This is a genomic window from Kribbella sindirgiensis (genome assembly GCF_004331435.1).
Taxonomy (GTDB): domain Bacteria; phylum Actinomycetota; class Actinomycetes; order Propionibacteriales; family Kribbellaceae; genus Kribbella; species Kribbella sindirgiensis.
This window is the reverse complement of record NZ_SJKA01000001.1, coordinates 474,556-500,590: the sequence shown is the minus strand read 5'-3', so window position 1 is coordinate 500,590 and position 26,035 is coordinate 474,556. Positions and strand designations below refer to the sequence as shown.

Annotated in this window: 30 protein-coding genes; 14 read left to right on the top strand and 16 right to left on the bottom strand. The window is 69.0% G+C overall.

Features of this window, described 5'->3' with window-relative positions; all coding sequences use genetic code 11:
* Positions 1–13: 13 nt before the first annotated feature.
* Positions 14–511, top strand: coding sequence for a DoxX family protein (locus E0H50_RS02530; protein ID WP_131284280.1), 498 nt, complete (start codon positions 14–16; stop codon positions 509–511).
* Entirely contained in the window at positions 508–909 is a 402-nt protein-coding gene (locus E0H50_RS02525) for a hypothetical protein (RefSeq protein WP_131284278.1), read from the top strand. The genes E0H50_RS02530 and E0H50_RS02525 overlap by 4 nt, the downstream gene beginning before the upstream one ends.
* Positions 910–992: 83 nt before the next feature.
* Here the strand turns inward: E0H50_RS02525 and E0H50_RS02520 are convergent, their stop codons facing one another.
* Complete coding sequence (locus tag E0H50_RS02520; RefSeq protein ID WP_131284276.1) at positions 993–1,973, bottom strand: helix-turn-helix transcriptional regulator; 981 nt, start codon at positions 1,971–1,973, stop codon at positions 993–995.
* A 57-nt stretch (positions 1,974–2,030) separates the two neighbouring features.
* Here E0H50_RS02520 and E0H50_RS02515 point away from each other — a divergent pair, with 57 nt between their 5' ends.
* Positions 2,031–3,296: an FAD-binding oxidoreductase gene (locus E0H50_RS02515; protein WP_131284274.1), complete on the top strand. Its 1,266-nt coding sequence runs from the start codon at positions 2,031–2,033 to the stop codon at positions 3,294–3,296.
* 29 nt (positions 3,297–3,325) lie between these two features.
* Here the strand turns inward: E0H50_RS02515 and E0H50_RS02510 are convergent, their stop codons facing one another.
* The 4 genes from E0H50_RS02510 to E0H50_RS02495 all read right to left on the bottom strand — a co-directional run bounded on the left by E0H50_RS02510 (position 3,326) and on the right by E0H50_RS02495 (position 6,315).
* Complete coding sequence (locus E0H50_RS02510; protein WP_131284272.1) at positions 3,326–3,721, bottom strand: RidA family protein; 396 nt, start codon at positions 3,719–3,721, stop codon at positions 3,326–3,328.
* 21 nt (positions 3,722–3,742) lie between these two features.
* A complete protein-coding gene (locus E0H50_RS02505; RefSeq protein ID WP_238150724.1) occupies positions 3,743–4,177 on the bottom strand; it encodes a phosphatase domain-containing protein in 435 nt (144 codons plus the stop codon).
* Positions 4,178–4,186: 9 nt separating this feature from the next.
* Positions 4,187–5,257 (bottom strand): ABC transporter ATP-binding protein, encoded by a 1,071-nt coding sequence (locus tag E0H50_RS02500; protein ID WP_131284270.1) that lies wholly within the window; start codon positions 5,255–5,257, stop codon positions 4,187–4,189.
* Positions 5,258–5,412: 155 nt separating this feature from the next.
* Positions 5,413–6,315, bottom strand: coding sequence for a LysR family transcriptional regulator (locus E0H50_RS02495; RefSeq protein WP_131284268.1), 903 nt, complete (start codon positions 6,313–6,315; stop codon positions 5,413–5,415).
* A 91-nt stretch (positions 6,316–6,406) separates the two neighbouring features.
* Between E0H50_RS02495 and E0H50_RS02490 the strand changes: the two genes are divergently transcribed.
* Positions 6,407–7,621, top strand: coding sequence for an MFS transporter (locus tag E0H50_RS02490; protein ID WP_238150723.1), 1,215 nt, complete (start codon positions 6,407–6,409; stop codon positions 7,619–7,621).
* 12 nt (positions 7,622–7,633) lie between these two features.
* A complete protein-coding gene (locus E0H50_RS02485) occupies positions 7,634–8,446 on the top strand; it encodes a phosphotransferase enzyme family protein (protein WP_131284264.1) in 813 nt (270 codons plus the stop codon).
* Here the strand turns inward: E0H50_RS02485 and E0H50_RS02480 are convergent.
* Positions 8,443–8,895: a winged helix-turn-helix transcriptional regulator gene (locus E0H50_RS02480; RefSeq protein ID WP_131284262.1), complete on the bottom strand. Its 453-nt coding sequence runs from the start codon at positions 8,893–8,895 to the stop codon at positions 8,443–8,445. The two genes, E0H50_RS02485 and E0H50_RS02480, sit on opposite strands and share 4 nt — an antisense overlap.
* Positions 8,896–8,980: 85 nt before the next feature.
* Between E0H50_RS02480 and E0H50_RS02475 the strand changes: the two genes are divergently transcribed.
* From E0H50_RS02475 to E0H50_RS02460, 4 genes are all read left to right on the top strand, one after another.
* Positions 8,981–9,571 (top strand): dihydrofolate reductase family protein, encoded by a 591-nt coding sequence (locus tag E0H50_RS02475; protein WP_131284261.1) that lies wholly within the window; start codon positions 8,981–8,983, stop codon positions 9,569–9,571.
* A 12-nt stretch (positions 9,572–9,583) separates the two neighbouring features.
* Complete coding sequence (locus E0H50_RS02470) at positions 9,584–9,967, top strand: TIGR03618 family F420-dependent PPOX class oxidoreductase (RefSeq protein WP_131284259.1); 384 nt, start codon at positions 9,584–9,586, stop codon at positions 9,965–9,967.
* A gap of 107 nt (positions 9,968–10,074) precedes the next feature.
* The gene (locus tag E0H50_RS02465) at positions 10,075–11,991 is read left to right on the top strand and encodes a hypothetical protein (RefSeq protein WP_131284257.1); all 1,917 of its coding nucleotides are present in this window, start codon (positions 10,075–10,077) and stop codon (positions 11,989–11,991) included.
* A gap of 53 nt (positions 11,992–12,044) precedes the next feature.
* On the top strand, positions 12,045–12,734 hold the full coding sequence (locus E0H50_RS02460; RefSeq protein ID WP_131284254.1) for a dienelactone hydrolase family protein: 690 nt from the start codon (positions 12,045–12,047) through the stop codon (positions 12,732–12,734).
* Here E0H50_RS02460 and E0H50_RS02455 read toward each other — a convergent pair.
* Both E0H50_RS02455 and E0H50_RS02450 read right to left on the bottom strand, forming a co-directional pair.
* Positions 12,712–13,248, bottom strand: coding sequence for a putative immunity protein (locus E0H50_RS02455; RefSeq protein ID WP_131284252.1), 537 nt, complete (start codon positions 13,246–13,248; stop codon positions 12,712–12,714). The two genes, E0H50_RS02460 and E0H50_RS02455, sit on opposite strands and share 23 nt — an antisense overlap.
* On the bottom strand, positions 13,248–14,180 hold the full coding sequence (locus E0H50_RS02450; protein WP_131284250.1) for an AraC family transcriptional regulator: 933 nt from the start codon (positions 14,178–14,180) through the stop codon (positions 13,248–13,250). Before E0H50_RS02450 ends, E0H50_RS02455 begins: the two co-directional genes overlap by 1 nt.
* 91 nt (positions 14,181–14,271) lie before the next feature.
* Between E0H50_RS02450 and E0H50_RS02445 the strand changes: the two genes are divergently transcribed.
* Positions 14,272–15,105: an NAD(P)H-binding protein gene (locus E0H50_RS02445; RefSeq protein WP_131284249.1), complete on the top strand. Its 834-nt coding sequence runs from the start codon at positions 14,272–14,274 to the stop codon at positions 15,103–15,105.
* Positions 15,106–15,237: 132 nt separating this feature from the next.
* Here E0H50_RS02445 and E0H50_RS02440 read toward each other — a convergent pair whose 3' ends face one another.
* The 3 genes from E0H50_RS02440 to E0H50_RS02430 form a co-directional block, all read right to left on the bottom strand.
* Positions 15,238–16,404, bottom strand: coding sequence for a zinc metalloprotease (locus E0H50_RS02440; RefSeq protein WP_131284248.1), 1,167 nt, complete (start codon positions 16,402–16,404; stop codon positions 15,238–15,240).
* Positions 16,405–16,498: 94 nt separating this feature from the next.
* Positions 16,499–17,311, bottom strand: coding sequence for an ABC transporter permease (locus E0H50_RS02435; protein ID WP_131284247.1), 813 nt, complete (start codon positions 17,309–17,311; stop codon positions 16,499–16,501).
* Positions 17,311–18,279: an ATP-binding cassette domain-containing protein gene (locus E0H50_RS02430; protein WP_131284246.1), complete on the bottom strand. Its 969-nt coding sequence runs from the start codon at positions 18,277–18,279 to the stop codon at positions 17,311–17,313. The genes E0H50_RS02435 and E0H50_RS02430 overlap by 1 nt, the downstream gene beginning before the upstream one ends.
* A gap of 87 nt (positions 18,280–18,366) precedes the next feature.
* Here E0H50_RS02430 and E0H50_RS02425 point away from each other — a divergent pair, with 87 nt between their 5' ends.
* Together E0H50_RS02425 and E0H50_RS02420 are read left to right on the top strand one after the other, a co-directional pair.
* On the top strand, positions 18,367–19,332 hold the full coding sequence (locus E0H50_RS02425; protein WP_131284245.1) for a helix-turn-helix transcriptional regulator: 966 nt from the start codon (positions 18,367–18,369) through the stop codon (positions 19,330–19,332).
* Positions 19,329–19,913 carry a YdeI/OmpD-associated family protein gene (locus tag E0H50_RS02420; protein WP_131284244.1) on the top strand — a complete coding sequence of 195 codons (585 nt, stop codon included), beginning with the start codon at positions 19,329–19,331 and terminating at the stop codon, positions 19,911–19,913. The genes E0H50_RS02425 and E0H50_RS02420 overlap by 4 nt, the downstream gene beginning before the upstream one ends.
* On the opposite strand, the gene E0H50_RS02415 is transcribed toward E0H50_RS02420, so the two are convergent.
* The 5 genes from E0H50_RS02415 to E0H50_RS02395 all read right to left on the bottom strand — a co-directional run bounded on the left by E0H50_RS02415 (position 19,910) and on the right by E0H50_RS02395 (position 24,570).
* Positions 19,910–20,245 (bottom strand): cupin domain-containing protein, encoded by a 336-nt coding sequence (locus E0H50_RS02415; protein ID WP_131284243.1) that lies wholly within the window; start codon positions 20,243–20,245, stop codon positions 19,910–19,912. The two genes, E0H50_RS02420 and E0H50_RS02415, sit on opposite strands and share 4 nt — an antisense overlap.
* Positions 20,246–20,312: 67 nt before the next feature.
* Positions 20,313–21,122, bottom strand: a complete 810-nt coding sequence (locus E0H50_RS02410) for a phytanoyl-CoA dioxygenase family protein (protein WP_131284242.1) — start codon at positions 21,120–21,122, stop codon at positions 20,313–20,315.
* An 84-nt stretch (positions 21,123–21,206) separates the two neighbouring features.
* Entirely contained in the window at positions 21,207–22,109 is a 903-nt protein-coding gene (locus E0H50_RS02405) for a UbiA prenyltransferase family protein (protein WP_131284241.1), read from the bottom strand.
* Positions 22,110–22,166: 57 nt separating this feature from the next.
* Complete coding sequence (locus tag E0H50_RS02400; RefSeq protein WP_131284240.1) at positions 22,167–23,006, bottom strand: Vgb family protein; 840 nt, start codon at positions 23,004–23,006, stop codon at positions 22,167–22,169.
* Positions 22,993–24,570 (bottom strand): ABC-F family ATP-binding cassette domain-containing protein, encoded by a 1,578-nt coding sequence (locus tag E0H50_RS02395; RefSeq protein ID WP_131284239.1) that lies wholly within the window; start codon positions 24,568–24,570, stop codon positions 22,993–22,995. The genes E0H50_RS02400 and E0H50_RS02395 overlap by 14 nt, the downstream gene beginning before the upstream one ends.
* Before the next feature lie 104 nt (positions 24,571–24,674).
* On the opposite strand from E0H50_RS02395, the gene E0H50_RS02390 reads away from it, so the two are divergent.
* Together E0H50_RS02390 and E0H50_RS02385 are read left to right on the top strand one after the other, a co-directional pair.
* Positions 24,675–25,253 carry a TetR/AcrR family transcriptional regulator gene (locus E0H50_RS02390; RefSeq protein WP_131284238.1) on the top strand — a complete coding sequence of 193 codons (579 nt, stop codon included), beginning with the start codon at positions 24,675–24,677 and terminating at the stop codon, positions 25,251–25,253.
* Between the two features lie 62 nt (positions 25,254–25,315).
* Positions 25,316–26,032 carry a VOC family protein gene (locus tag E0H50_RS02385; RefSeq protein WP_131284237.1) on the top strand — a complete coding sequence of 239 codons (717 nt, stop codon included), beginning with the start codon at positions 25,316–25,318 and terminating at the stop codon, positions 26,030–26,032.
* Positions 26,033–26,035 lie beyond the last annotated feature (3 nt).

The following is a 26,035-nucleotide window of genomic DNA, read 5'->3' as shown; positions in this document are numbered from 1 at the left end:
TAAGGAGCTCAGGATGATCCCGCTCGTACTGATCCTGGGGGCCGTCGGCTTCCGCGCCCTGGGCGCGCTCGGCGTCCGGCGGTTCACGACCTGGCCGGTGGCCGCGGCGCATGCGATGGCGGTGATGCTGGTGCTGACCGCGAGCGCCCACTTCGTCCCGGCGAGCGTGACGGTGATGCCGAACCACGCCGACATGGTGCGAATGGTCCCGCCGTTCCTGCCGTACGCCGACGCGCTCGTCTACCTCACCGGCGTACTCGAACTGCTCGGCGCCGCCGGCCTGGTGCTCACCGCGACCCGCAGGCTCGCCGGGTACGCACTGGCCGCGCTCTTCGTCGGCCTGCTGCCGGCCAACATCCACGCTGCGGTCGCCGACGTACCGTTCGCGGGTGGCGAGGCGACCCCGCTCTGGCAGCGCATTCCCGAACAGATCCTGTACCTCGCCGTTGCCCTCTGGGTAGCGCGCACCGCCCGCGCAGCCGCGCCCGTCAAGGAAGAGGTCTACGCATGAGCGACGCGTCCCGCGTCATCGCCGGCGTCATCCTGCTCACCGTCGTGACGATCGAGTTCGGCGGCTACTTCATGACCAGGATCGTCCGCGGCCAGGTCCCGATGACCGGGTTCCAGAAGTCGTTCGCGCGGGCCGGTCACGCCCACGCCGGCGTCCTGGTGATCTTCAGCCTGGTCGGCTTGCTGTACGTCGACCAGACCGGCCTGACCGGCTTCTGGTTGTGGGTCGGCCGGCTCGGGATCCCGGTCGCCGCGATCCTGATGTCCGGCGGCTTCTTCGCCTCCTCGGCCGGCAAGGACCGCACCGCGCCGAACCAGTTCCTGTGGATCCTCTGGCTCGGCGCAGCGTCACTCGCCGTCGGTGTGCTCACCCTGGGCATCGGCCTGATCGTTGCTTAGGGGGTGTGTGATGGTTCCACGCCTACTGCGGGGCACTCGGCACGGCACCTCGCCGAGCACCTCCTCGCGACGGCGTCGAACCATCACACACCCCCTAGCGCAAAGGCCTGGGCGAGGCGTCCGCCGGCCTCGGTGACCAGTGCGGCCGTCTCCGGTGAGGCCTGGTCGACCGTGAACGATCCGAGGGCGGCGATCGCGGCGACCTGGGTGAGGAGCATGGCCGGGGTGTCGGCGCTGAAGCGGACCTTGCACGACGACGGGCTGACCGGTTCGACGATGCCGCGGACGATCCCTTCGAACGTCGAGGTGACGTCGGCGGCGGGTACGTCGACGGTCAGCTCGATCGTGTGCTGGTACTGCGCCGACACGAACGACTCCAGCAGGTACGACGGCCCGTCCAGCACCCGTGGCGTGAAACGGTGCAGCACCGGGGTCACGGAGGCGATTCGGTCGACGCGGAAGATCCGCCAGTCGTCGCGGTCGGGGTCGAACGCGAGCAGGTACCACCGCCCCGCCAACGTCAGCAGTTGATGCGGCTCCACCCGGCGCCGCGTCGTACCGCGCTGCCGGCCGTGGTAGTCGAAGGCAACGATCTCGTGGTTCCGGCAGCAGCGCGCGAGGACGGCGAGAACCTCCGGATCGACCTGCGGTACGCCGGGTCGCGGGATCGCCTCCGCTGCCGAACCCACGGCCGCGAGCTGCGGCCGGAGGCGCGCGGGCAGCACCTGCTCCAGCTTGGCCAACGCGCTCATCGAGCTCTCGGCCATCCCGCTCACCCCGCCACCGGCCGCGCCGACGAGTCCGAGCGCGACGGCGATCGCCTCGTCGTCGTCCAGCTGCAGCGGTGGCAGGTGCGTCCCGGAGCCGAGTCGGTACCCGCCCGCGGTGCCGGTCGTGCCGGTCACCGGGTAGTCGAGGGACCGGAGCCGTTCGACGTCTCGCCGTACCGTGCGCTCGGTGACGCCGAGCCGGTCGGCGAGCTCGTGACCGGACCACTCGCGCCGGCTCTGCAGCAGCGACAACAGCCGCAGCATCCGGCCCGGCATCTCCTTGCGAGCGCTCATGGACCGATCATGCCTTGAGGACAAGATGTGTCCGCAAGGGTGTCTAGCGTGATCTGCATGATGTTGACGACGACCAGTAACAGGTATGACGAGGCGCGGCTCGGCTTCCAGCGGCGAGACTCGCATCGGCCGGCCGTGATCTTTCCGGTGACGAGCACAGCTGAGGTCGAGGAGGCGGTGCGGTACGCGATCGACCACGACCTGCGGATCGCGGTCCAGGCGTCCGGGCACGGCCTGACGCAGGGGATCGACGGTGGCGTGCTGATCGCGACCGGCAGCTTCAAGAACGTGACGGTCGACGCGAAGGCGAAGACGGCGTGGATCGACGCGGGCGCGACCTGGCGGGACGTGCTCGACGCGACCGCGCCGTACGGTCTTGCGCCGCTGTCGGGCAGCGCACCAGGCGTCGGCGCGATCTCGTACACGCTCGGCGGTGGCCTCGGACTGATGGCACGACGGTTCGGGTACGCCGCGGATCACGTCCGCCGGATCGAGGTCGTGACCGCGGACGGCGTACGACGCGACGCCGAGGAGGACCCGGACCTGTTCTGGGCGCTCCGTGGCGGAGGCGGGAACTTCGGTGTCGTGACGGGGATCGAGATCGAGCTCTTCGACGTACCGACGCTCTACGGCGGCAGCCTGTACTTCGATCTCGCCGAGCACCCGACGGTGCCGGAGCTGTGGCGGGACTGGACCAGGTCCGTGCCGGAGGAGGTGACGTCGGCGATCGCGATCCTGCCGATGCCGAACATCCCGCAGGTGCCGGCGCCGCTGCGCGGGAAGTACATCGGACAGGTGCAGCTCGCGATCCTCGGCGACCGTGGTGAGGACCTGATCGGGCCGCTCCGGGCGATCGGCAAGCCGGCCCTCGACACCGTGGGGGAGCTGCCGTACGTCGACTCGGGGAAGATCTTCGCGGAGCCCGAGCGCCCCGACAGCTACACCTCGCTCAACGTGCTGCTGAAGGACCTCGATGCGCTCGAGACGCTGCCCGAGCTCGCCGGGCCGGGCGCGTCGCGGATGCACGTGATCGCTATCCGCCACCTCGGCGGCGCGCTCGCCCGACCGCCGGAGGTCCCGAACGCGATCGGTCACCGCGATGCGGCGTACTCGCTGACCGTCCTCACCCCGGGCAAGGGCGACGCCGGGCGGGACGTGCTCGAACCGTGGACCGCGTCAACCGTTGGCCGCGCCCTCAACTTCACCTTCGCGAAACTCACCGACGACGAGATCGCCGAGGCGTACGACGACTACGAGCGCCTCGCCGCCCTCAGGCACCGCTACGACCCGACCCGCCGACTGCACGCGAGCCACCCGCTCTAGCGATCAACGCGCAACCTCGGCGGGAACGATCACAGGGCTGCTGTCACGTCGATCTCGACGAGCTGGCCGGGGAATCCGAGTTGGGCCACACCGAGCAGTGTGCTCGCCGTCGTGAAAGCCGGCGCGAGCGGCGATTCGTTGAGCTGCGTCCACACCGCACTCAGGTCCTCACGATCCGGGCTGGCCACGTAGATCACCGTGCGTACGACGTTTTCCGGCGTGGCGCCCGCCGACTTCAGCGCGGTGAGGATGTTCGCGATCACCTGCGCGGTCTGACCCTGGAGGCCGCCCGGGGCCAAGTCACCGGGCGCTTGCAACGGACACTGACCGGCGAGGTAGACCGTGGTGTTCGCCTGCACCCGCGTCACGTGGTGGTACCCAGGCGTCGCATGCAGCCCGTCGGGGTTGGTCCGCTCGATCGTCACGCCTCGACCCAACGCGATCCCTCAGCCCTGGGTCAACAGATTTAGCACGTACCGCTTCTGCCACGGCGTCTCCACCGCGTGCTTGTCGTAATGCCGTCGTACATAGTCGACTGCCTGATCCGCGGGCAGCCCGTCCAGTACCGCGAGACACGCGAGCGCTGTCCCGGTCCGCCCGCGGCCGCCCCCGCACGCGAACTCGACCCGCCCGGTCCCGGTCCGCTCCAGCGCCTCGCGAAAGGTCGTCAGCGCCTGCGCGCGATCCACGGGCAGCCGGAAGTCCGGCCACTTGATCCAGTGCGTCTCCCACGGCACGTCCGGCGGTTCCTTACCGAGCAGATACACGCCGTACGTCGGGAACGGTTCCGCCGCCGCGCCGTTGCGCAGACCACGTCCGCGCACGAGCCGGCCCGACGGCAGCTCCATCACACCTGGTGCGTCCTTGATCCAAAGGCCCACGGGGCCAAACTACACAAGCCGCTCCTCGGTGGACGTGGAGAAGAGGTGCAGCTTGTCGGGGTCCGGCGCCAGGTGGACGACGGTGCCCTTGTCGTTGTGCAGCCGGGTGCCGATCCTGGCGATGATCTGGTCACTGGTGTGCTCGGCGGTCCCGTACAGGAACGCGTCCGACCCCAGCTCCTCGATCACCGACACCTTCACCGGCAGACCGTTGTCCGCGAGATGCAGCGCCTCCGGGCGGACGCCGAGCGTCAGCGTCGTGTCGTCGCCGGCCTTGGCCAGTACGTCGCGCGCGATCGGGACCACGTAGTCGCCGACCTTCGCGCCGCCCTCGACGATCTCGGCCTCGATCAGGTTCATCGCGGGCGATCCGATGAAGCCGGCCACGAACTTGTTCCGCGGACGGTCGTAGAGGTTCAGCGGGGTGTCGACCTGCTGCAGCACGCCGTCGCGAAGGACGGCGACCCGGTCGCCCATCGTCATGGCCTCGACCTGGTCGTGGGTGACGTAGACCGTGGTGACGCCGAGCCGGTGCTGCAGTTCGGCGATCTGGGTGCGGGTCTGGACCCGGAGCTTGGCGTCGAGGTTCGACAGCGGCTCGTCCATCAGGAAGACCTGCGGGTTACGGACGATCGCGCGGCCCATCGCGACGCGCTGACGCTGACCACCTGACAGTGCCTTCGGCTTGCGGTCGAGGTACTCCTCCAGACCGAGCAGCTTCGCGGCCTCCTGCACGCGCTGAGCGCGCTCGTCCTTGTGGATGCCCTGCATCTTCAGGGCGAAGCCCATGTTGTCCGCGACCGACATGTGCGGGTACAGCGCATAGTTCTGGAACACCATCGCGATGTCGCGTTCCTTCGGCGGGGCGTTGGTGACGTCCCGGTCGCCGATGAAGATCGCGCCCTCGTTCACCTCTTCGAGCCCGGCGAGCATCCGCAGCGCCGTCGACTTCCCGGAGCCGGACGGGCCGACGAGCACCATGAACTCCCCGTCCTCGATGTCCAGGTCGAGTGCGTCGACCGCGGCGAGGTCGGTGCCCGGGTAGACCCGGGTGGCTCCCTTGAACGAGACAGTTGCCATGTCGCGCTTCCTTCCCTTCGCCGGCTGGAACGTGCCGGACGATCCGTAGCAAAGGCCCCCAGGTTTGGGTGTCTGCTTGGTGATACATCACCAAGCGTCGTGTACAACGAGCGAACCGGAACTTACATTCCCGGGTGATGTAAGTCTCGCGAACGTCAGAAGTACGGACCTTCTGCACGGGTCGAGTCGCCGATCAGATCGAGCAGGGCGGTGACCGCTCTGCTCGGTCGTCGTCCGGCGATCGTCACCACGGACAGCGTCCAGGTGAGGTCGGCGCCGGTGATCGGGAGTTTGGCGACGCCCGGCTCCGCGGCCAGTTCGAGGTCCGGGACGACGCCGACGCCCAGACCGGCGCGCACGTAGTCCGGGATCGTGGTCAGCTCCGGCACCTCGACCTGGATCCGCCGGGGCCTCCCGATCGCGTCGAAGGCCCGGTCGACCATCTTCCGGTTCCCGAAACCCGTCGGCATGTCCACGAACCGCTCGGTCGCGAGGTCGCCGAGCTCGATCCCGGTGCGATCGGCGAGCGGATGCGACGACGGGACCAGCGCCACGAACGGAACCGTGGCGATGTCGCGGACCTCCAGGCCGGACAGCTCCGGCCGCGGCAGCCCGAGCAGCGCGATGTCCAGCCGGCCGTGCCGTACGTCGTCCGCGAGGCCGGTCGACCCGGTCGGCGAGGTCGCGACCTGGACCTCGACCAGCGGGTACGTGCGATGGAACGCCCCGAGCAGCTCGGCCATGTTCACCAGGCTGAGGCGGGCCAGCGTCCCGATCCGGATGCTGCCACGCAACCCCGACGAAGCCTCCTCCACGGCGGCCCGCGCGCGGTCCAGCGCCTCGAGTGCGGCCTTGGCCTCCGGCAGCAACGCCTGACCGGCCGCCGATAGCACGACGCGCCGGGTCGAGCGATCGAAGAGCGTCGTCTTCAGATCGGTCTCCAGCGCTCGTACGGCGGCCGAGACCGTGGACTGCACCGTGAACAACCGGTGCGCCGCGCGGGTGAAGCTCAGTTCCTCGGCGACGGCGACGAAGTACTCCAGCTGGCGACTGTCCACAGCTCCAATTATCGGATTCGCCGATAAGAGCGTGCAAGAACTTTCGTTGGACTCGATAGATGCGGCGCGGCACGCTGGAACCATGTCCACCATGACGTCTTCGCGAACCGGCGTACGGATCCGGTTCGCTCATGCTCCGGGGTTCTGGGTGATCGCGGCGGCCTTCCTCACCACGATGGCCTTCTCGACGATCCCGACACCGCTCTATGCGATCTACCAGCAGCGCGACGGCTTCCCGACGTACGTGATCACGGTGATCTTCGCCAGCTACGCGGTCGGGGTGATGGCGGCGCTGTACCTGGCCGGGCATGTCAGTGACTGGCTCGGGCGGCGGAGGGTCGCGTTGCTCGCCGTCCTCGCGGAGGTGTTGTCCGCGGCGATCTTCCTGATCTGGCCGGACGTTCCGGGGCTGCTGCTGGCGCGGTTCATCTGCGGTGTCGGTGTCGGCGTACTGACGGCGACCGCGACCGCGCACCTGTCCGAGCTGCGGCAGGTCGCGCGTCCCGGTGAGGATCCGAGTCGGTCCGCGCTGATCTCGAGCATGGTGAACCTCGGCGGGCTGGCGTTCGGGCCGCTCGTGGGTGGTCTGCTGGCGCAGTACGTGTCGGCACCGCTGGAGCGTCCGTACGAGATCTTCCTGGTGCTGCTGCTGATCAGCGCGGTGGGGATCGCGCTGGTGCCGGAGACCGTGGAGCGGTTGGAGGAACGTCCGGCGTACCGGCCGCAGCGGGTCGCACTGCCCTCGTCCGCGCGTCCGCTCTTCTTCGCGTCCGCGATCGGCGCCTTCGCGGCGTTCGCGATCTTCGGTCTCTTCACGTCCCTGGCGCCGACGTTCCTGGCCGGCGTCCTGCACCACACGTCCCGTCTGCTCGCCGGGGTCGTCACCTTCGCCGTCTTCATCGCCGGTGCCGTGAGCCAGGCCGTCTTCGTCCGCCTCTCGCGCCCGGCGCAGCTCCGCCTCGGACTGGTCGCGATGTCCGTCGGTCTGGTGGGCGTCGCGGTCGGCGGGCTCCTCCCGAACCTGTACCTCTTCGTCATCGGCGGGGTCGTCGCCGGTGCCGGGGTGGGCCTGGTGTTCCGCGGTGCCGTGGCGACCGCCGCGGCGCTCGCCGACCCGTCGTCCCGCGGTGAGGTCCTGGCTGCCCTCTTCCTGATCGCGTACGCCGGACTCGCGATCCCGGTCCTCGCGATCGGCCTGGGCATCGCGCTCCTCCCGGCCGAGGTCGCGCTGCTGCTCTTCTCGGCGCTGATCCTGATCCTGGTGAACGCCGCCGTAATCCGGATGCTCGCCGCCCAGCACAGGTGATGTGATGCGGGTGTGGACCTGCAACGCGACTACGGACTGACCGTCTCCTCGCTCGAGCCGCACCCTGGCGGCTTCGCGACCGACGGCTGGGTGGCAGACGGCCGATGGTTCGTGAAGGTGTGGAAGGAAGGCGAGGAGCCGTCAGGGTTGTTGCAGTTGGCCGAGTTGCACGCTCTCGGGCTGCCGGTGGTGGAGCCGTTGCGCACGCTGCAGGGTGAGCTGTCCGCGAAGAACGTCGCTGTCTTCCCTTATATCGAAGGGCGTACGGCGACCTGGAGCGACTGGCGTGTGGTGGCGCGGGCATTGCGGCAGGTGCACGAGGCGCCGGTGCGGGTGACGCTGCCGCCCGCAGACGTCAGCGAGCCGCACATCCGGACCCTGGGGCGGCACCTGCAGCACCCGTGGATCGCGGACCGGGCGGACGTGGTGGCGGCGGCGATCGCGCGGTTGGACGACGTACGAACGCGACTCAAACCGGTGCGCGACGTCCTGTGTCACACGGATCTGCATGGTTTGAACGTCTTGATCGACGACCACGGTGAGGTCGCGGCGATCCTCGACTGGGAGAACGCCGTGATCGGGCCCCGGGAGTACGACGTGTGGGTCGCGGCCGATGGGGATCGGCTGGCGGAGTTCCTCGACGAGTACGGCGCCGACGACCTGGACGCCGACCACCTCGAGTTCGCGCTGCTCGCCCGCGGTCTGCGGGACATGTCCGCCCGGGTGCTGACCGAGGTCGACCGACCCGGCGTCGACACCTGGGGCTTCGACCGAATCGCCCGCGTGGACAGCGATCTCGAGGTGTTTCGCGAGTACTGCAGCTAGACCGCGGCGCCGGGGCCGGGGAGGATGTCGATGTCGTCGGCGTGCATCGGCTTGCCGCAGTGCGCGCAGGCCAGGTCCACGTGGCTGATCTCTCCGCAGGCGTGGTGCCGGTAGAGGACCGGCGGTCCGGCCTGGCCGGCCAGCCATTTGTCGCCCCAGGCAACCATCACCATGAGGACGTCGACCAGCTCCCGGCCGCGGTCGGTCAGCACGTACTCGTACCGCGGCCGGTTGTCGTACGGCCGGCGCTCCAGGACGTCCCGGTCGACCAAGTGGTTCAGCCGCTCGGTGAGTACCTTGCGGGAGATCCCGAGATCCGCCTGGAGCTGCTCGAACCGGGAGAACCCGACCCAGACGTCGCGCAGGATCAACGGAGACCACGGCTCGCCGATCACGTCCAGCGTGCGCGCGATCGAGCACGCCATCTCACTGAAGTCCGTTCGCTGCATGAAACCAGTCTAGCTCTTGGGGTTCCCTAAAGAAACTCCAACATGTTAGCGTTCCTTCAAGGAACCCCAAGGGAAGGTGAACACGATGAGCAAGGTGGTCTGCGCCCTCGCCGTCTCGGTCGACGGGTACATCACCGGACGCGGCTCCGGTCCGAAGCGGGGTCTCGGCGACGCCTCGATGCTGTTCGACTGGTACTTCGACGGCGACACCCCGAGCCGGGTGTTCGACGGCTTCAAGCTGAGCGCACCGAGCGCACGGGTCTTCGACGCGCTCGCCGGTCGGGTCGGCGCGATGGTCGCTGGGCACAAGACGTACGACGACTCGGGCCACTTCGGCGGCGGGAGCCCGCACCCGAAGGCTCCTCTGGTCGTGCTGAGTCATGGTCCCGTGGCGGAGATCAGCGAACAGCAGACGCTCGCCAACACCATCGAGGACGCGATCGCGGCAGGGCGTGAGTTGGCCGGCGGGAAGGACGTTGGCCTGATGGGCGGGGGAGTCGCGACTGCGGCACTCCAGGCGGGTCTCGTCGACGAGATCGTGCTGCATCAGGTGCCGATCCTGCTCGGCAGCGGCCGGCCGTTCTTCCAGGAGCTTCCCGAGCACATCCGCCTGAACCTGATCGAGGCCGTGCCCGCGCCCGGCGTCACCCACCTCCACTACGAGATCGTCCGCTGAAGGAGCAGTGCCATGTTGAAGCCCGCCGTACGCAGCGCTGTCGAGAGCACGTCCATCGCCCACCTGGCCACCGTTCTGCCGGACGGGTCGCCGCACTCCATCCCGCTCTGGGTGAGCTCGATCGACGACAAGATCATCTTCCTGACCGGCCCGAACTCCCAGAAGGCCCGCAACCTCCGCCGCGATCCGCGGGTCGCGCTGTCGCTCGCTCCGGTCGACAACCCGTACGAGCCGGTCATCGTCCGCGGCCGCGTCGTCGAGTGGATCGACGGCGACGCCGGCTGGGACCTCGTCGATCAGATCGCCCAGAAGTACATCGGCCGGCCCTACGGCCGCGACGTCGAACGCGTCGTCGGCGTCATCGAGGTGGACCACCAGACGGTCGGCGTCGGCTGAGCTGTAACGTCCGCGCGCCGCTGACGATATCCAGTGGACGCGAGTCATCTGGAACTCGCCACTTGGGGTTCTGGGGAGATTCGCGAATGCGTTCAGTGATGCGTTCCGTGACAGCTGCCTTGGTGCTGGCCGTGGTAGCCGGAGGCACCGGATCGGCGTACGCCGCGGACGGTACGCCGACCGTCACCGTGGACAGCCCGGCCGTCGACAGCACGGTCGCGCTCGGCGACCTGCCGGTGAAGATGTCGGTCGAACTCGGCGGCGAAGCGTCCGGCCGGGTCGATGTCAGCCTCGGCTACGACGTCAAGGGATCCGTGGAGATCGCGTCCGGTACCTGCGGCAGCGGATGCCAGGTGACCGTTCCGTTGCAGGTCGGCGACTGGAACCACCCCGGTCTCGGCGCGATGATGCTGACGGCCAAGCTGACCACCGCGTCCGGCGGCCAGGCGTTCGGCGGCGGGAATGTCTACGTGACCTCGCCGTCGTCGATCTCCGACCTCCGGCACGTCCGCGACGGGCAGCTGTTCAGCGACGCCGTCGTCGACACGACCGGGACGTTCCGGGTCAGTTCGCAGTACCCGCGGGACGACGTCGCCGAGCTGCGGGTGATCGACCTCGCGACCGGGGCGCCCGTCCTGACGGGATCAGCGCCGTTCGACGTGCCCCGCGGAGTCGACCACGATGCTGTGATCGATCTCGGCTTCGCCGCGGTGCCGGACGGTCTCTACCGCGTCGAGGCCAAAGCGCGCGACGCGTCGGGCTTCTACGGTTCCGGGAAGTACACGTTCGTCCGGGTGAACCATCAGGACCCGGTGCTGTTCGACACCGGGACCGGGACGCAGGTCAGCCCGGCGTACGTCGGTGGGAATCTGAAGATCACCGGACCACTGCTCAGTGGGAGCAAGCCGGATGTCGTGAAGCTGACCGTCGACGGGGTTGACCGGGCGGTGTCCGTGACGCCGGCGTGGAAGACGGTGAACTGGCAGGACCCGGCCACCTCGTGGCAGAACGTCCAGTTCGTCATGGGCGACCCGCAGCTCACGCTCGGTACACACCAGATCTCGTTGAGCCTGCTCGACACTGCAGGTCGGTTGATCGGCGCGCCGGCCGCCAAGACCATCACGGTCACGGACTTCAGCGCCGCGATGTCGGCCCCGAAGCTGGTGGTCGGACGGGCGTCGACCGTCGCGTTCAGCGCGGATCCGCCGGCCGGTAAGCAGCTCGACTCGTGCGAGGTCGGTCTGGCCGGGCCGAGTTCCACCAGTGTTGCCGTCGGCAGCTGGTGTTCGGTGCCGAACCCCCTGCCCAGTCTGCGGAAGTCCGCGACTGTGACGCCGCGGCTCGCCGGTGCGAACAAGTTCACCTTCTTCCTGCACACGACCGACGGTTACGCGCGCAACGTCGCCGTGCCCGCCACGGTGTACGCCGCGCGCCGGGCCACCGTCTCGGCGCCGGCCGTTCCGTACGGCGGCACCGGTACGGCGAAGGTCGTCGTACAGGACATGCGAAGCCTCAACGTCTGGTCCGCTGCGCCGTCGGGTGTCACCGTCTACCTGCAGCGGCAGGCCGTCGGTACGACCCGTTGGGTGACGCTCGGATCCGCGAAGACGGTGGCCGGAGGCGTCGCGTCGATCCCGTTCGTCAGCGCGATCAACGGCGCGTTCCGTGCGGTCCTGGCTTCCAGCGTCCCCGGCGAAACGTTGATCACCCGCGCGATCGGAGCAGTCTCGAGCTCGGTCGTCAGTTGGCGGATCGCGCCTCGGACGGCCGTCCACGGCCGGGCGGTCGCCTACGAGGCGCTGGCGAACCCGTACGACGCCGGAGCGTACGCGATCCTCCAGGTCCGCAAGGTGGGTGCGACCAAGTGGACCTCGGCGAAGACCGTTGCGGTTCCGACCACCCGCATCACCCGCTTCGGGTACGCCTTCCCGAGTGCCGGCACGTGGTACGTCCGCGTCTATCGCCCAGCGACCAAGCAGCATGCCGCCGGACTGTCGATCATCGTCACGGTCAAGGTCAGCTGACCCGAGAGGGCATCTGGCAGCCAGAGCTCCCAGATGCCCTCTAAGATGCGCGCATGGGTGTGACGGTGACGGTTGGGGAGCAGGACGCGTATCTCGCGCGGGTCGGGCGGGCCGGCATGTTGCTGTTACCGATGATCACCGGGATCGGTGAGCAGATCCGGGAGTGGGCCGACGAGTTGGCCGGGGAAGGGATCACCGCGCTGGTGTGGGACCCGTTCAAGGGGCGCAGCACCGACAACGCCACCCGGGAAGAGCTGAGCGGGCTGCTGCGGGAGATGGACGACGATGCCGCTCTCGCCGAGCAGAGCGCGTTGCTGGACTACCTGTTCGACGACCTCGGGTGCAGCAAGGTCGGCGTCATCGGCTGGTGTCTCGGGGGACGGTTCGCGTTCCTGCTCGGGGCGCGCGACCAGCGCGTGGCGAACGTCGTCGCCTTCCACCCGACGGTGCCGTCGAACCGGCCGCCGCATCACACGTACGACGCGATCGCCGAGGCCGCCGGGGTGACGGCGCCGGTGCTGGTGAGCTACCCGAGCGCGGATGCCGCCGTACCGAATGCGGACTTCGAGACGTTGCAGACCGTGTTGCAGGCGCGGACCGCCGGCGCCACGTTCGCGCAGTACTTTCCTGGTGCGGACCATGGGTTCTCGGACAAGTCGCGGCATGACAAGGATGTGAACGCGGACGCGTTCCGGCTGGCTTGGCCGCAGGCGCTCGCGTTCATGCGGTCGACGGTCGCCTGAGTTCGGCTTCCAGTTGGCGGTGCAGCTCGCCGAGGCGGCTACGGCCGGGAGTGCCTTCGGGGTAGCGCCCGAGGATCTCGCGGACAGTGGGCGGGACGCGTTCGACCGCCCATCGGATGACCGTGTCGGCCGCGGCCGGATCGCCGGTCGCCAGCTCCTGCGCGTACGCCGCGTACTGCGCCGCCGCGACGATGTGCTTCACCTGAGTAGCCGCCGCGAACGGATGCAGATAAGCCGACCCAGCCGCACCGACCGCCGCCCGCGCAGCCGCTTCGGCGGCTGCGTCCTTCATCTCACCGGCCGCCTTCAGTGCTGCGAACGCAGTGGTTCGGATGGCCTTCGTTCGTTTGCCTCCGGCGCCGAACTCGCGGGCTGCCTCGATCGCGTCCCGCGCTCGCCGATCGCCCGGCGCGGCCGCCTCGAACAGCGGCAGCGCCTGCTCAGCACAGTCAGCCGTCCACAGACTCAGCTGCCGTAACTCGTCAAGACTCAGCGGGATTTCTTCGTGTCCCATCACGCCGCCCGGCGATGCGCGGTCGGTGTGACCCCTCGGACTCGCTTGAACGCAACACTCAACGCGAAGGCGTTCGCGTACCCGACCCGCCGGGCGATCGTCTCGACCGTGTCCCGCGTCGATCGCAGCTGATCCGCGGCGAGCGTGATCCGCCAGCCGGTCAGGTAGCTCATCGGCGCCTCGCCGACGACCGCGCTGAACCGCCGGGCCAGCGACGCGCGCGAGATCCCGACCCGATCCGCGAGCTCGGTGACGTTCCACGGGTACGCCGGATCCTCGTGCAGCAGGCGCAACGCCGTACCCGCCACCGGATCGGTCTGCGCCTGGTACCACCCCGGCGCGTGCGAATCCGGCCGGGCGAACCACGCGCGCAGCGTGGTGATCAGTGCCAGGTCGAGCCACCGGTCCAGCACGCTCTGCTGACCGGGCGCGTCACGCTGGATCTCGCTGGTGATCATGTCCATCACCGACCCCGCCACCTCGGCCGCCGGTACGACGAGCACCGGCGGGAGGGCGGTGATGAGCCGGCGGTTGACGTCGCCCGCGACCTGATAGGTGCCGCTGGCAACCATCACCTCGCCGGACTTGCGGGCGCCGTACGTCCGCACGCCGAGCCGGGCCGAGTAGTCGATCGGTGCCCCGGGCAACGGTTCGCAGATGCCGCCGGGGTGGATCCGGAGTTGCGGCGCGGTGCTCAGGCTGTCGCTGACGACGTACGGCTCCGGGCCGGTGACGATCGCGACGTCGCCCTGCTCCATCCGCAGCGGCTCGAGCCCGTCGCGGGCCAGCCAGCCGGAACCGCGGACGAGGATCGCGAGTGCCAGCGGCGCCTCGTCCCGGATCTCCAGCGCCCAGGGCAGATCCAGGATCGTCAGGTTGAACACCCCGTCCTGCGCGCGGGTCCCGGCCAGTAGTTCGTCGAGCACGTCCATGGGGCGAGCCTACGTCAGACTGAGCGTTCCGAACATCGAATTGCGGCGTACGGCCATGGTTTGTCTCACCGCGCTCCGGTGGACTAGAGCCATGAACCCGATTCTGATCCTCAGTGGCAAAGGCAAGACCGGCCGTCGCGTCGCGGCGCAGCTCGACGCGCGGGGCATCCCGTACCGGCTCGCGTCCCGGTCCAGCGAGCGGCGGTTCGACTGGTACGACGAGAGCACCTGGGCCGACGCGGTCCGCGGCACCGATACGGCGTACCTCGCGCCGCCGGTCGGGCCGACCGGGCTCGCGCAGGCCGGCAAGTTCGTCGAGCAGGCCGAGGGGCTGCGGCGCGTGGTGCTGCTGTCGGGCCGTGGCGTCGGCAGCCCGGGGCGCGACTTCGCGGTGTACGACGGGCAGCTCGACCTGGAGAACGTCGTGAAGGCAAGCGGCCGGGACTGGACGATCGTGCAGCCGGCCTGGTTCGCGCAGGGCTTCAGCGAAGACTTCCTGCGGTACCACGTGCTGGCCGGTGAGATCCGGGTGTCCACCGGTACCGGGGCGGAGGCGTGGATCGACACCGACGACGTCGGCGACGTGATGACGACGGCGCTGCTCGACGAGTCGTACGTCGGCCAGACGCTCGCGATCTCCGGCCCACGCACGCTCACGATGAGCGAGATCGCGGATGAGCTGACCACCGCGACCGGCCGCAAGATCTCGTACGTCGACCTCGCCCCGGAAGCGCACGTCGCGGAACTGATCGAGCAGGGCCTGACGCCGGAGGACGCCGACGCGGTCCGCGACCTCTTCGCCGTCATCCGCAACCACCGCTCCGAGTACATCTCCGACGGAGTCGAGCAGATCCTGGGTCGCGCCCCGCGTGACTTCACCGACTGGGCCCGCGAAACCGCGGCGACCGGGGTCTGGGCGGTGTGAGGGCGGACGCCCAGCACTCCACAAGTGCGCCCCAACAGACATCGCCACGCTCAGCACCCCGCGCCGGGGCCAATTGATGAGTGCTGGAGATCCGCCTCCCCGCCCACCTGAGGTGCGGGGAGGCGGATCCGGTCAGCGGTGTTGCATCTCGGTCCACTCGTCGTGGGTGAGCTCTTCCAGCTCCGACGCCGGGGTCTTCGCGATGGTGGCGCTGCCGCCGCCGACGGCGCCGCCGCCGAAGACGATGTTGGCCCAGTTGTTCTGGGCGATCAGGATCGACGTGGTCTTGTCGCCGTTGATGTCGGCGGCCGTGGTGGTGTCGGTGGTGTCGCCGTCGCAGTTCCAGTCGATCGGCTGGTTCGCGGCGCCCGCCGTCGTCCTGGTCGAGCCGTTCGGGCACTTCCAGCTCGTCCGGTACGCGGCGCCCAGGCTGCCGAGGCCGACCGTCTCGTCCGGCCGGGCCTCGTTGATCGAGGTCGGCTGGACACTCGAGTAGCCCCAGTACTTGGTGCCGTCGGCCTTGAGCACCCCGCCGAGCTGGAACGAGTAGTTCATCACGCTCAGGTAGTTCGGCTTGTAGTTCAGGTTGTCGGTGCCGCCGTGCTTCAGCCCGATGTTGTGGCCGAGCTCGTGGATGAACGTGCCGACGTTGATGTCGTCGGTCGCGTTCCAGTTGCACTTCGGACCGACCGTGACGATGAAGGTGTCGTTCGGGATGTTGAACGCCTGGCCGCTGCTGCACCCGCCGTCGTAGCTGTCACCCCAGAGCATGTAGTGAAAAACGGCCTTCCGCGCCGACGCGAAGTTGGCGGCCTTGATCGCGTTCGTCTGGGTGGCCGACGGGTTCAGGTCGGCGTCGTACGCGACCTCGTTGCCCCCGCCGAGGTTGTACGTCGTACCGCGCGCGGAGCCGGCGTCGAGGTGGATCTTGATTCCCGTGCTGCCGTCGGGGTTGCTTACCGGGGCGGAGGCGAAGACCTGGACGATCCGGTCGAGGGCCGCCGTGGTGGTGAGCCGGCCGGCCATGTAGTCCATCTCGACGAACAGGTCCTTCTTCTTCGGGTTCGCGCCCATCCCGGGCAGGTCGACGTCGACGACGCCGTCACCGTTCGCGTCGTACCCGTTCGTCTCCCAGGTGTCCGGCAGCGAGTCGCCGTCGGTGTCGGTCGCGACCACCCGCTTGGCGACGGCGGTGTCGGCGTCGGTGTTGGTGAACGGCGCCGCCACCGCGCTCGAGGCGGCGAGCGCGGCGGCGGCCAGAGAAGTCAGTACGGCGAACAAGGCGGGGCGGGGCCTCATCAGATCTCCTTCGGGGGCGGTGGGTGATCTGAGCGCTACCGTAGGTGATTTCTCTCGACGAGGACGGCCCAGCGGGGACAGTGGCCCAATTGGGTCAATCGGCCGAGCGGAGCATCGTGCGGATGCCGACGGTCAGCCCGAGCGCCGCGGTCACGATCGCCGCCACCCAGCCCCACAGCACCGCGCTGGACAGTACGTCGCCCGAGAACAGGGTCCGCTCCGCGTCGACGACGTACGACAACGGGTTGAACTTCGCGGCGACCCGCATCCAGCCCGGACCGGTCTCGAGCGGCAGCAGCATCCCGGACAGGATCATCAACGGGAACAGGAACGTCTGCTGCACCACCCAGAACATCCAGTCCTGCTTGCGAACGGCGATCGCCAGCGCGTAGCTGAACGAACCGAGCCCGACGCCGAACACCGCCAGCAGCGCCAGCCCGATCAACGCGCCGCCGAGGTGCAGGTCGAACGCGAACGGCGTCATCACCGCGATCACGATCACCGCCTGCCCGAACAGCGGGACCATCTCCTTCAGCGCCCGGCCGATCAGCAACGAGGAGCGGGACAACGGCGTGACCAGCATCCGTTCGTGCGCACCGGTCTGGAACTCGAACAGCAGGTTCGCGCCGGTGGTCGACGTACCGAACAGCGTGGTCATCACCAGGATCGACGGGACGAACCACTGCCACACGCCGTCGCCGAACGTGCCGCCCATCGATCCGGACAGCAGCGGGCCGAACAGGGCCAGGAACACCAGCGGCTGGATCATCCCGAACAGCAGACTGAACGGGTCCCGCAGTACCGGCTGCAGTTCCCGCAGCATCACGATCCGGATGTCGCGGAGCAGGTTCCGGGAGGGCTGGGTCGAGGTCTGCGTCGAGGTTGCCGACAGGGTCAGGGTGGTCATCAGGCTGCCTTTCCGTTCGAGTCTTCCCGCAGGCTGCGGCCGGTGAGGTTGAGGAACACGTCGTCGAGGGTCGGGCGGTGCACCTGCGCCGCCGCGATCGGTACGCCGCCGCGCTGGGCGGCCGCGACGAGTTCGGGAAGCGCCGCCGGTCCGTCCGCGACCCGGACGCTGACCTCGTCGCCGACGGCGATCACCTCACGGGCCCCAGGCAACTGTTCGGCCAGCTCGCTCAACCGCGCGATGTTGCCAGGAGCAACGGTCACCGCGAGCCGGTCGCCGGCCAGCTTGGCCTTCAGCCCGTCGGCGGTGTCGTCGGCGATCACTTCGCCGTGGTCCACCACGACGACGCGCTCGGCCATCGAGTCGGCCTCGTCCAGGTAGTGCGTGGTGAGCACGATCGTCATCGAGTACTGCTCGCGCATCCGCAGGATGTGGTCCCACAGGTTCGCCCGGTTCTGCGGGTCGAGGCCGGTCGACGGCTCGTCCAGGAACAGCAGCGACGGCGCGTGCACCAGACCCATCGCGACGTCGAGCCGCCGGCGCTGCCCGCCCGACAGGTCCGACACCTTGCGCTGTGCGAGGTCCTTCAACTCCAGGGCTTCGAGCAGTTCACCGGCGCGCAGCTTGGCGGTACGGCGGTCGTGGCCGTAGATCACGCCCTGCCCGACGAGTTCGTCGCCGACCCGTTGCGAGTGGCCGGCGCCGTTGCCTTGTCCGACGTACCCGATCCGGCGCCGGACCTGGCTGGGGTGCGTGGTCACGTCGTACCCGGCGACCCTCGCGGTGCCCGAGGTCGGCGTGATCAAGGTGGTGAGCATGCGCAGCGTGGTCGTCTTGCCGGCGCCGTTCGGGCCGAGGACGGCGACCAGCTCGCCGGGTTCGACGTCCAGGCTGATGCCGCGGACCGCGTGCACGGTCTCGGTACGGCTCACCACGAAGTCCCGGGTGAGCGCTCGGGTGCTGATCACGATCTCTCCTTCGGTCAGGGGCTCTAGGACCGACATTTCCAGTGAAAGAGGACAGGTTCTGGCCGCTACTCATGGCAATCTGAAGTCATGTCCGAGACCTCAGCCCGATTGCTCGCGCTGCTCTCCTTGCTGCAGGCCCGCCGCGACTGGCCGGGCCAACTGCTGGCCGACCGCCTGGAAGTCAGCCCGCGAACCGTCCGCCGGGACGTGGACCGGCTGCGCGACCTCGGGTATCCCGTGCGTGCGACCAAAGGACCTGACGGCGGGTACCGCCTGGACGCGGGGGCGGATCTGCCGCCGCTGCTGTTCGACGACGATCAGGCGATCGCGGTCGCGGTCGCACTGCAGACCGCGACGACCACGGTCACCGGGATCGAAGAGGGTGCGCTGCGGGCTCTCGCGACGGTCCGGCAGGTGATGCCGGCGCGGCTGCGGCAACGGGTCGACGCCCTCCAGGTGACCACGGTCGACCGCTACGCCCATCGCCGTACGACGGTCGACTCGGACCAGCTGATCGCGATCGGTACGGCGCTCCGCGCGAACGAGGTACTGCGGTTCGACTACGCCGCGCCTCGTACAGCGGACGAGGAATGGGTGCCGCCGCGGAAGGTCGAGCCGCATCATCTGGTGACGTGGGGCGGGCGCTGGTACCTCGTCGGCTGGGACCTGGATCGCAACGACTGGCGAACGTTCCGGGTGGATCGGATGACGCCGAAGACGCCGACCGGTCCGCGGTTCGCGCCGCGCGAACTGCCGGCTCCGGACGTGGCGACGTACATCTCCAGCAAGTTCCGCGGGCAGGACCGCAACCCGTGCCGTGGTGAGGCGATCCTGCAGGCGAAGGCGTCGGACATCGCGCAATGGGCCGGCCATGGCGCCGTGGTGGAGGAGCTCACGCCGACGAGTTGCCGGCTCGCGCTCAGTGGCTGGTCGTGGACGGGTTTGGCTGCGACGTTCGGGATGTTCGAGTGCGATCTGGAGTTCGTCGGACCGCAAGAGTTGAAGGATGCGGCGACACAGTTGGCCGCGCGCTATCGGGAGGCAGCTTCGTGACCGCTGAACTGATCGTCGTGGATGCTGCCGCCTGGCTGAGGTGGCTGCACCAGAACCACGAGGAATCGGACGGTGTCTGGCTAGTGCTGGCCAAGAAGCACGTGACGACGCCGACGAGCCTGACGTACGACGAAGCGCTGGAGGAAGCCCTGTGTCACGGGTGGATCGACGGGCAGCGGCGGAGTCGTGACGAGCAGACGTTCATCCAGCGGTACACACCGCGACGCGCGCGCAGCCTGTGGTCGCAGCGGAACGTCGGCCTGATCGCTCGCCTGGAAACCGAAGGGCGGATGCGACCGGCCGGACGCGCCGAGGTCGAGCGCGCGAAGGCCGACGGCCGCTGGGACAAGGCGTACGGCGGTTCGAGCACGCAGGAGGTCCCCGATGATCTGGCGGCAGCGCTGGCTGCGGAGCCGCGGGCGCAGGCGATGTTCGAGATCCTGACCAGTGCGAACCGGTTCGCCGTCGTGTTCCGGGTCAACGACGCGAAACGCCCCGAAACCCGCGCCCGCCGGATCGCGCTGTACGTCGAGCAGTTGGCGCGCGGCGAGACGATCTACCCGCAGAAGCGGACGCTCTAAACCAGGTCGAGGGTCGCGTCCTGCCTGGCGGTGAGCGGGAAGTAGGCCAGGAAGGTGACGCCTTCTTCTTCGGTGTCGAAGCGGGCGATCCGTTCGACGGCGGGCTCGTAGAACACGTCGCCCGGGTGCAGGACCTGCGGCTCGGCGTCCTCGGCCTGCTGGTAGACGGCCGATCCCGACACGATGTTGCCGAACACGGGGCCGTTGTGGACGTGGGCGCCGAGCGCGGTGTGCGGGTCGATCGTGATCCGGCGGACCTCGACGCGCTGCACCGGGAGCGCCTCCGGCAGGTGCTGATCCAGGACGACGACGCGGCTGATCGATGAGTTCATGGCAGCATCGTACATACCAATAGGTACAGAACGCGCGAGAGTATCGACGTACGGCGGAGTGGGTCGCTCAGTAGACGATCGGGTTGAGCGGGGAGGAGATGGTTTCGCCGGGCTGGTTGCCGGGCATCCAGCTGGCCAGATCCAGCACCTGGTTCGCGTTCGACGGCTCGGAGATCTCCATCGCGGCGTCGACGTAGATCACCGTCATCACGCGACGCGGGATGTCGGTGGTGTTCGCCGGTGCGTGATGGAAGGTCCAGCCGAGGTGGTAGCTGACCTCACCGAGCTCGAACGGCTCGGAGACCTCCGGGAAGTTCTGCTCGGCCAGCACTTCCTGCAGGACGCGCTCCGACTCGTCGCTGATCGGCAGGTCCCGCCCGTACTCGAACGTGTGACTGCCGGCCGCGAACGACAGCGGCCCCATCTCCATCGGGGTCTCCTGCAGCGGGACCCAGAGCGTCACACACCGGTCGGTCGCGAACGGCCAGTAGTACTGGTCCGCGTGCCACGGGGTGACGCCGCCGCCGGACTCCTTGTAGAGCGCCTGGTCGTGGTACAGCCGTACGGACTGCACGCCGAGCAGCTGCGCCGCGATCCGCGCGAGCCGGGGCGACGACACGAACTCCAGCACCCGCTCGCTGTCCTGCCAGAGGTTCGTCACCTGCAGGAACGCCTTGCCGTAGGTGTCGCGCTCGTCCAGCGGCTGTTCCTGGGTGTTCAGCTCGATCACCTTGCCGGTGATCTCCGGCTCGTACTCCGCGATCGTCTCCGCACTCAGCACGTTCTTCAGCTTCACGAACCCGTGCTGCTTGAAGTGCGCGATATCGGACCGGCTGAGGGCGTAGTCGGTCTCGAGCTCCGGGCGGGTCAGAGTCATGGGACCCAAGAGTTCATGAACGTTTCATCGCTGTAAAGATCAGTGATCAAATCTTTGCCCGCCGTGCACGTGCACGTGCACGGCCTACAGAACTCCTGTGTACGTGAGGGCGAAGGTGGCGCAGGGGAGGAGGAAGAGGGTGGCGAGGGTGATGATGCCTTTGAAGGATTGGTGGGGGCCGATGAGTTTGCGGTAGGCCGCGATCAGGACCGGGACCATCACCACCTCGAGGGGCAGCATGGTGCGGGGGATGATCGTGTTGGTGGCGGCGAGGACGACCGACAGGGCGGCTGCTGCGATCCAGGCGGTGTAGCCGATCAGGTACGTCGTGCGCGGGCCGAAGCGGACTGCGATGGTCTGGTAGCCGGCGGCCCGGTCGGAGTCGAGGTCGGCGAGGGTCGTGGGGAGGTAGAGGCCGATCGCGGCGAGCGTTCCCTGCAGGCCCATCAGCCACGGGAAGTCGCTCAGGTCCGGGTTGATCGCGGCCCAGCCGGCCAGCGGCCCGAAGGCACCGAGGGCGACGGCGTTGACGGCGACGTCGAAGCCGGCGCGGGTCTTCAACCGCACCGGCGGGACCGAGTACGCGTACCCGAGCAGTACGGCGAGCAGAACGCCCAGCGCGAACACGATCCCGACATGCAGACTCAGCCCGACCGCCGCCACGGCCGCCGCGAACGCCAGTCGCTTCGCCGCGCGCAGCGTGATCCGTCCGTCGAGCAGCGGCGACTTGGCCTTCCGCGGGTTGAGCCGATCGCTCGGCAGGTCGTACGCGTCGTTGACCGCGAGCACCGCCAGCCAGACCAGCGGACCCATCACGACCGCCCCGACGATCAGCCGCGGCCACTCCTCGAACGGCGGGATCAGCCGATGCGTCGCGAGCAGAATCCCCGTGTAGTAAGGCACGATCGACACCACCCAGAACGCCGGGCGACCGACCGCGATCACGTCACGCACCCGCGGTCCCCGTACCTGCACGTCCGTGCTCACATCACCACTGTGCTCCCGGACGGGCTCCCGTGTCCTCCCTCCACCGAGTGAACCTCCTCACCCGCCCGGCTGGATGTGAGCCACGGAACCCTTCTCCAGCGCGACCCACACCGAGCCGTCGGCGTGGTCGAGGCCGTGCGGCTCGGCGCCCTCACCGAAGGCCACCTGGTCGGTGATGTTGCCCTTGGCATCGACATGGACCAGCTCAGCCGCCGCCCACAGGGTGAGCCAGCAGCCACCGTCAGCTGTCGCCGCGGCGGCATGAGGCTTCGAATCGGCCGGCAGGGCGAATTCCGAGATCGACCCATCGAGGCTGACCCGGCCTGCCTGGCTCGCGAGCAGTTCGGTGAACCAGACGCCGTCCGGTCCCGCGCTGATGCCGACCGGACCCGCGGCGGGTGTCGGCAGGGGATAGCTCGTGACCTCGCCGCCGGTGGTCATTCGCCCGATCGCGTTGGCCTGGTTGAGCGTGAACCACAGATCACCCGCGAACGTCGTGATCATCCCCGGGTACGCGCCCGCCGTACCGATCGGGTACGTCGACACCTCGCCGTCCACCGTGATCCGCCCGATCGCGTCGATGCTCATCAACGTGCACCACAAGGCGCCGTCCGGACCGACGCACAACCCGTACGGCGCGCCCGCGAGCTCGATCGCCGACACCGTTCCGTCGTACCCGATCCGTCCGATCCGGTCGTCGCCGTTGCGCGTGAACCAGACGGCGTCGTCGGGACCGTCGACGATCACGCTCGGGCGGGACCCGGGTGCGTCGAGGTCGAACACGCGGCCCGATACGGTCGCGACGCGTCCGGTGTGGACGAGCGTCGTCCACACCTCACCGCCCGCCGCGACCACGCCGTACGGCGCGCCGTCGACCGTGAACTCATTGACTGACATAGGTGCTCTCCTCGAGATCGATGACGGTGCCGCGCCAGCGGGAAGCGAAGCGGCGGTCGTGGCTGACCACGACGAGTGCGCCGGCGTACCGGTCCAGCGCCGCCTCCAGTTCCTCCACCAGCACCAGGGACAAGTGGTTGGTCGGTTCGTCCAGCAGCAGTACGTCGTACGGCGTGGTCAGCACGCGTGCCAACGCGAGCCGCCGGCGTTGCCCCGTCGACAACGCACCGACCCGTGTCTGCAACTGGTCCTGACGGAACAGCCCCAGCGCCGCCGCGCCCGGATGCCGTGCGAGTGCCGCGCGGAGCGTTTCGTCAGGTCGCGCCTCGGTCACCTCCTGCTGCAAGTAGCCGATCCGTCCGTGGCGCTCGACGTACCCGGAGTCCGGCGGGAGCGCACCGGCGAGGACGTCGAGGAAGGTCGACTTGCCGACGCCGTTCGGTCCGGTGAGCAGGACGCGACCGCCAGCGGGTACGTCGAGCGACGTCGGCGGCAGTCGGTCCGCGACCGCGACGTCGACCGCCTCGAGCCCGGCCGGAGCACCGGTCGTGCGGATCGACGCCGTGAATCGGAGCGGCTTCGCCGGCACCGGCGGCGGGTCTTCCTCCAGGCGGCGCAGCCGTTCCTTGGCGTTGCGGATCTTGCTCCGCTCCGCCTCGTTGACGCGACCGGTCGCCCGGTCGTAGGCCACCTTGTTGCTGTCCTTCATCGGTCGCCCGTACGCGACCCGATCGGCGGTGGTCCGGACGAGTACGCGCATCTCCGCGACCTCGTCCTCCCACTGCTGCCGGGCCTGTTCGAGCCGCGCCCGCTCGGCCGCCTTCTCGAGCAGGTAACCCTGGAAGCCGTTGCCGTACCGCGTGACCCGGTGCGTGTCGCCGTCGACCTCGAACAGCGTCGAGGCGACCCGCTCCAGGAACGCGCGGTCGTGCGAGACGACAACCGTCGTACCGCGCCGGGATCGCAGGTGGTCCTCCAGCCAGGTGGCCGCCGACACGTCCAGGTGGTTCGTCGGCTCGTCGAGCAACAGGATCTCGGGCGACGACGCGAGTACGGCGGCCAGGTGCAAGCGCGCCAACTCGCCGCCGGACAGCTCCGACAACCGGCGATCACCGGGCAAGGTGGAGAGCCCGAGACCGTACGTCGCGCGGGCGAACCGGGCGTCCGCGTCGTACCCCTCACGGATCTCGAAGACGGTCTGGAGTTCGCCGTACTCGCCCAGGACGTCGTCCCGTCCCTCGGCGAGCATGGCCTCCAGCGAACGCATCCGCGCCTCGATCCGGCGCAGGTCGGCGAGCGCGTGATCGGCCAGCGCCTGAACGTCGAGGTCGAGCGGCAGCGGGTTGTCCTGCGCCAGGAAGCCGACGCTCCCGGCGGCCTGGGCCGTACCGTCCGTGGCCGGCTCGAGACCGGCGAGGATTCGCAGCAGTGTCGACTTGCCGGAGCCGTTCTCGCCGATCAGGCCGCTGACCTGCGCGGGTGGGAAGGCGCAGGTGACCTGGTCGAGCACCAGGCGGTGGTCGTAGGACTTGGTGACGTCGTGCAGGGACAGCTGTGCAGACATGAGGAATCTCCTGACCTCTCGCTGGGTTCGTGGTTGGCGAACGGCGGGTCAGAAGATCACTGGCTACTCCCTAAATGCGACGAACGTTGCGTTAAGATGATGCCATGATCGCCGAGGTGCACGCAAGCAGGCCGGGAGGACGGACGGCCCGGGTGCGCGCGGACGTGCTCGCGGCGGTGGAGTCCGAGCTCGCCGAGCACGGGTACGACGGGCTCACGATCGACGCGGTCGCGGCGCGTTCCGGCGTACATCGAACGACGCTCTACCGGCGCTGGAAGACCGTGCCCGGCCTGCTGGTCGACCTGCTCGAGGCCGGTGCCGACGACGCGTGGGAGCCTGCCGACACCGGCTCGCTCGAAGGCGATCTCATCGCCGTCAACCGTGAGATCCACGCCGCGCTGACCGCCCGGCCGTCCATCACCCAGGCGGTGATCGCGGCCTCTTTCCGTACGGCGGCTGCCGCCGACGCACTCACCCGCTTCTGGGAGGACCGCTACGAGCGCACCGCGCTGGTCGTCAGCCGGGCCGTCGCGCGCGGCGAGATCCCGGGCGGCACCGATCCCCATCAGCTCCTGCTGACCGCGACCGCGCCGCTCTATCACCAGCTGGTCCTGCTCAGGCAGCCGATGTCCCGCGACCAGGCTGATCAGCACGCGCGGATCGCTGCGGCGTCGGTCCGCTAATTGCTTTGCGGGCCTGATCCGCCCCACCGTACGGTGACAGCCCCGGCCGATTGGGAGATCCGATGAGCATCAGCCTGCATGCACTGTCCGTCGACGCCAAGGATCCCGCCGGGCTGGCGCGGTACTGGGCAGGACTGCTCGGGTGGGAGCAGGCAGGGGCGACCGAACTGCTCCCCGACGCCAAGACGCCGTTTCGGCTGCGGTTCCTGCAGAGCGACGTCGAGCGGGATCGTCCGTGCTACATCCACTTCCACCTGACCAGTGAGACGCCCGAGCAGCAGCAGGAGACGGTGGCGCGGGCGGTCGAGCTCGGCGGCCGGCACATCGACATCGGCCAGAAGCCGGAAGAAGGACATATCGTCCTCGCGGATCCGGAAGGCTACGAGTTCTGTGTGATCGAGGCGGGGAACAAGTTCCTCGCGGACACCGCGTTCTTCGGCGAGGTGGCCTCGGACGGCACGCGGGAGGTCGGGTATTTCTGGAGCAAGGCGCTCGACTACCCGCTGGTCTGGGACCAGAACGAGGAGACCGCGATCCAGGCGCCGTCCGGCGGACCGAAGATCGCCTGGGGCGGACCGCCCGTGGAACCGAAGCCGCCGAAGAACCGGATGCACTTCGACCTGGTCGTCCCCGCCGGCGGTGACGTCGACGCCGAGGTCGAGCGGCTGATCGGGCTCGGCGCGACCCGGCTGGAGAGCGGTCAGGAAGGCGCGGACGCGATCCCGATGGCCGACCCGGACGGCAACCAGTTCTGCATCCTGACCACTCCTCAGGCCTGACGG

Bases quoted from the DNA above. Each gene is read 5' to 3' on its own strand.
- E0H50_RS02395 (WP_131284239.1), bottom strand. From the start codon at position 24,570: ATGTCTGCACAGCTGTCCCTGCACGACGTCACCAAGTCCTACGACCAC.
- E0H50_RS02390 (WP_131284238.1), top strand. From the start codon at position 24,675: ATGATCGCCGAGGTGCACGCAAGCAGGCCGGGAGGACGGACGGCCCGG.
- E0H50_RS02435 (WP_131284247.1), bottom strand. From the start codon at position 17,311: ATGACCACCCTGACCCTGTCGGCAACCTCGACGCAGACCTCGACCCAG.
- E0H50_RS02460 (WP_131284254.1), top strand. From the start codon at position 12,045: ATGGGTGTGACGGTGACGGTTGGGGAGCAGGACGCGTATCTCGCGCGG.
- E0H50_RS02415 (WP_131284243.1), bottom strand. From the start codon at position 20,245: ATGAACTCATCGATCAGCCGCGTCGTCGTCCTGGATCAGCACCTGCCG.
- E0H50_RS02410 (WP_131284242.1), bottom strand. From the start codon at position 21,122: ATGACTCTGACCCGCCCGGAGCTCGAGACCGACTACGCCCTCAGCCGG.
- E0H50_RS02440 (WP_131284248.1), bottom strand. From the start codon at position 16,404: ATGAGGCCCCGCCCCGCCTTGTTCGCCGTACTGACTTCTCTGGCCGCC.
- E0H50_RS02520 (WP_131284276.1), bottom strand. From the start codon at position 1,973: ATGAGCGCTCGCAAGGAGATGCCGGGCCGGATGCTGCGGCTGTTGTCG.
- E0H50_RS02525 (WP_131284278.1), top strand. From the start codon at position 508: ATGAGCGACGCGTCCCGCGTCATCGCCGGCGTCATCCTGCTCACCGTC.
- E0H50_RS02425 (WP_131284245.1), top strand. From the start codon at position 18,367: ATGTCCGAGACCTCAGCCCGATTGCTCGCGCTGCTCTCCTTGCTGCAG.
- E0H50_RS02500 (WP_131284270.1), bottom strand. From the start codon at position 5,257: ATGGCAACTGTCTCGTTCAAGGGAGCCACCCGGGTCTACCCGGGCACC.
- E0H50_RS02385 (WP_131284237.1), top strand. From the start codon at position 25,316: ATGAGCATCAGCCTGCATGCACTGTCCGTCGACGCCAAGGATCCCGCC.
- E0H50_RS02530 (WP_131284280.1), top strand. From the start codon at position 14: ATGATCCCGCTCGTACTGATCCTGGGGGCCGTCGGCTTCCGCGCCCTG.
- E0H50_RS02450 (WP_131284250.1), bottom strand. From the start codon at position 14,180: ATGGACGTGCTCGACGAACTACTGGCCGGGACCCGCGCGCAGGACGGG.
- E0H50_RS02400 (WP_131284240.1), bottom strand. From the start codon at position 23,006: ATGTCAGTCAATGAGTTCACGGTCGACGGCGCGCCGTACGGCGTGGTC.
- E0H50_RS02490 (WP_238150723.1), top strand. From the start codon at position 6,407: ATGACGTCTTCGCGAACCGGCGTACGGATCCGGTTCGCTCATGCTCCG.
- E0H50_RS02470 (WP_131284259.1), top strand. From the start codon at position 9,584: ATGTTGAAGCCCGCCGTACGCAGCGCTGTCGAGAGCACGTCCATCGCC.
- E0H50_RS02480 (WP_131284262.1), bottom strand. From the start codon at position 8,895: ATGCAGCGAACGGACTTCAGTGAGATGGCGTGCTCGATCGCGCGCACG.
- E0H50_RS02515 (WP_131284274.1), top strand. From the start codon at position 2,031: ATGATGTTGACGACGACCAGTAACAGGTATGACGAGGCGCGGCTCGGC.
- E0H50_RS02475 (WP_131284261.1), top strand. From the start codon at position 8,981: ATGAGCAAGGTGGTCTGCGCCCTCGCCGTCTCGGTCGACGGGTACATC.
- E0H50_RS02445 (WP_131284249.1), top strand. From the start codon at position 14,272: ATGAACCCGATTCTGATCCTCAGTGGCAAAGGCAAGACCGGCCGTCGC.
- E0H50_RS02455 (WP_131284252.1), bottom strand. From the start codon at position 13,248: ATGGGACACGAAGAAATCCCGCTGAGTCTTGACGAGTTACGGCAGCTG.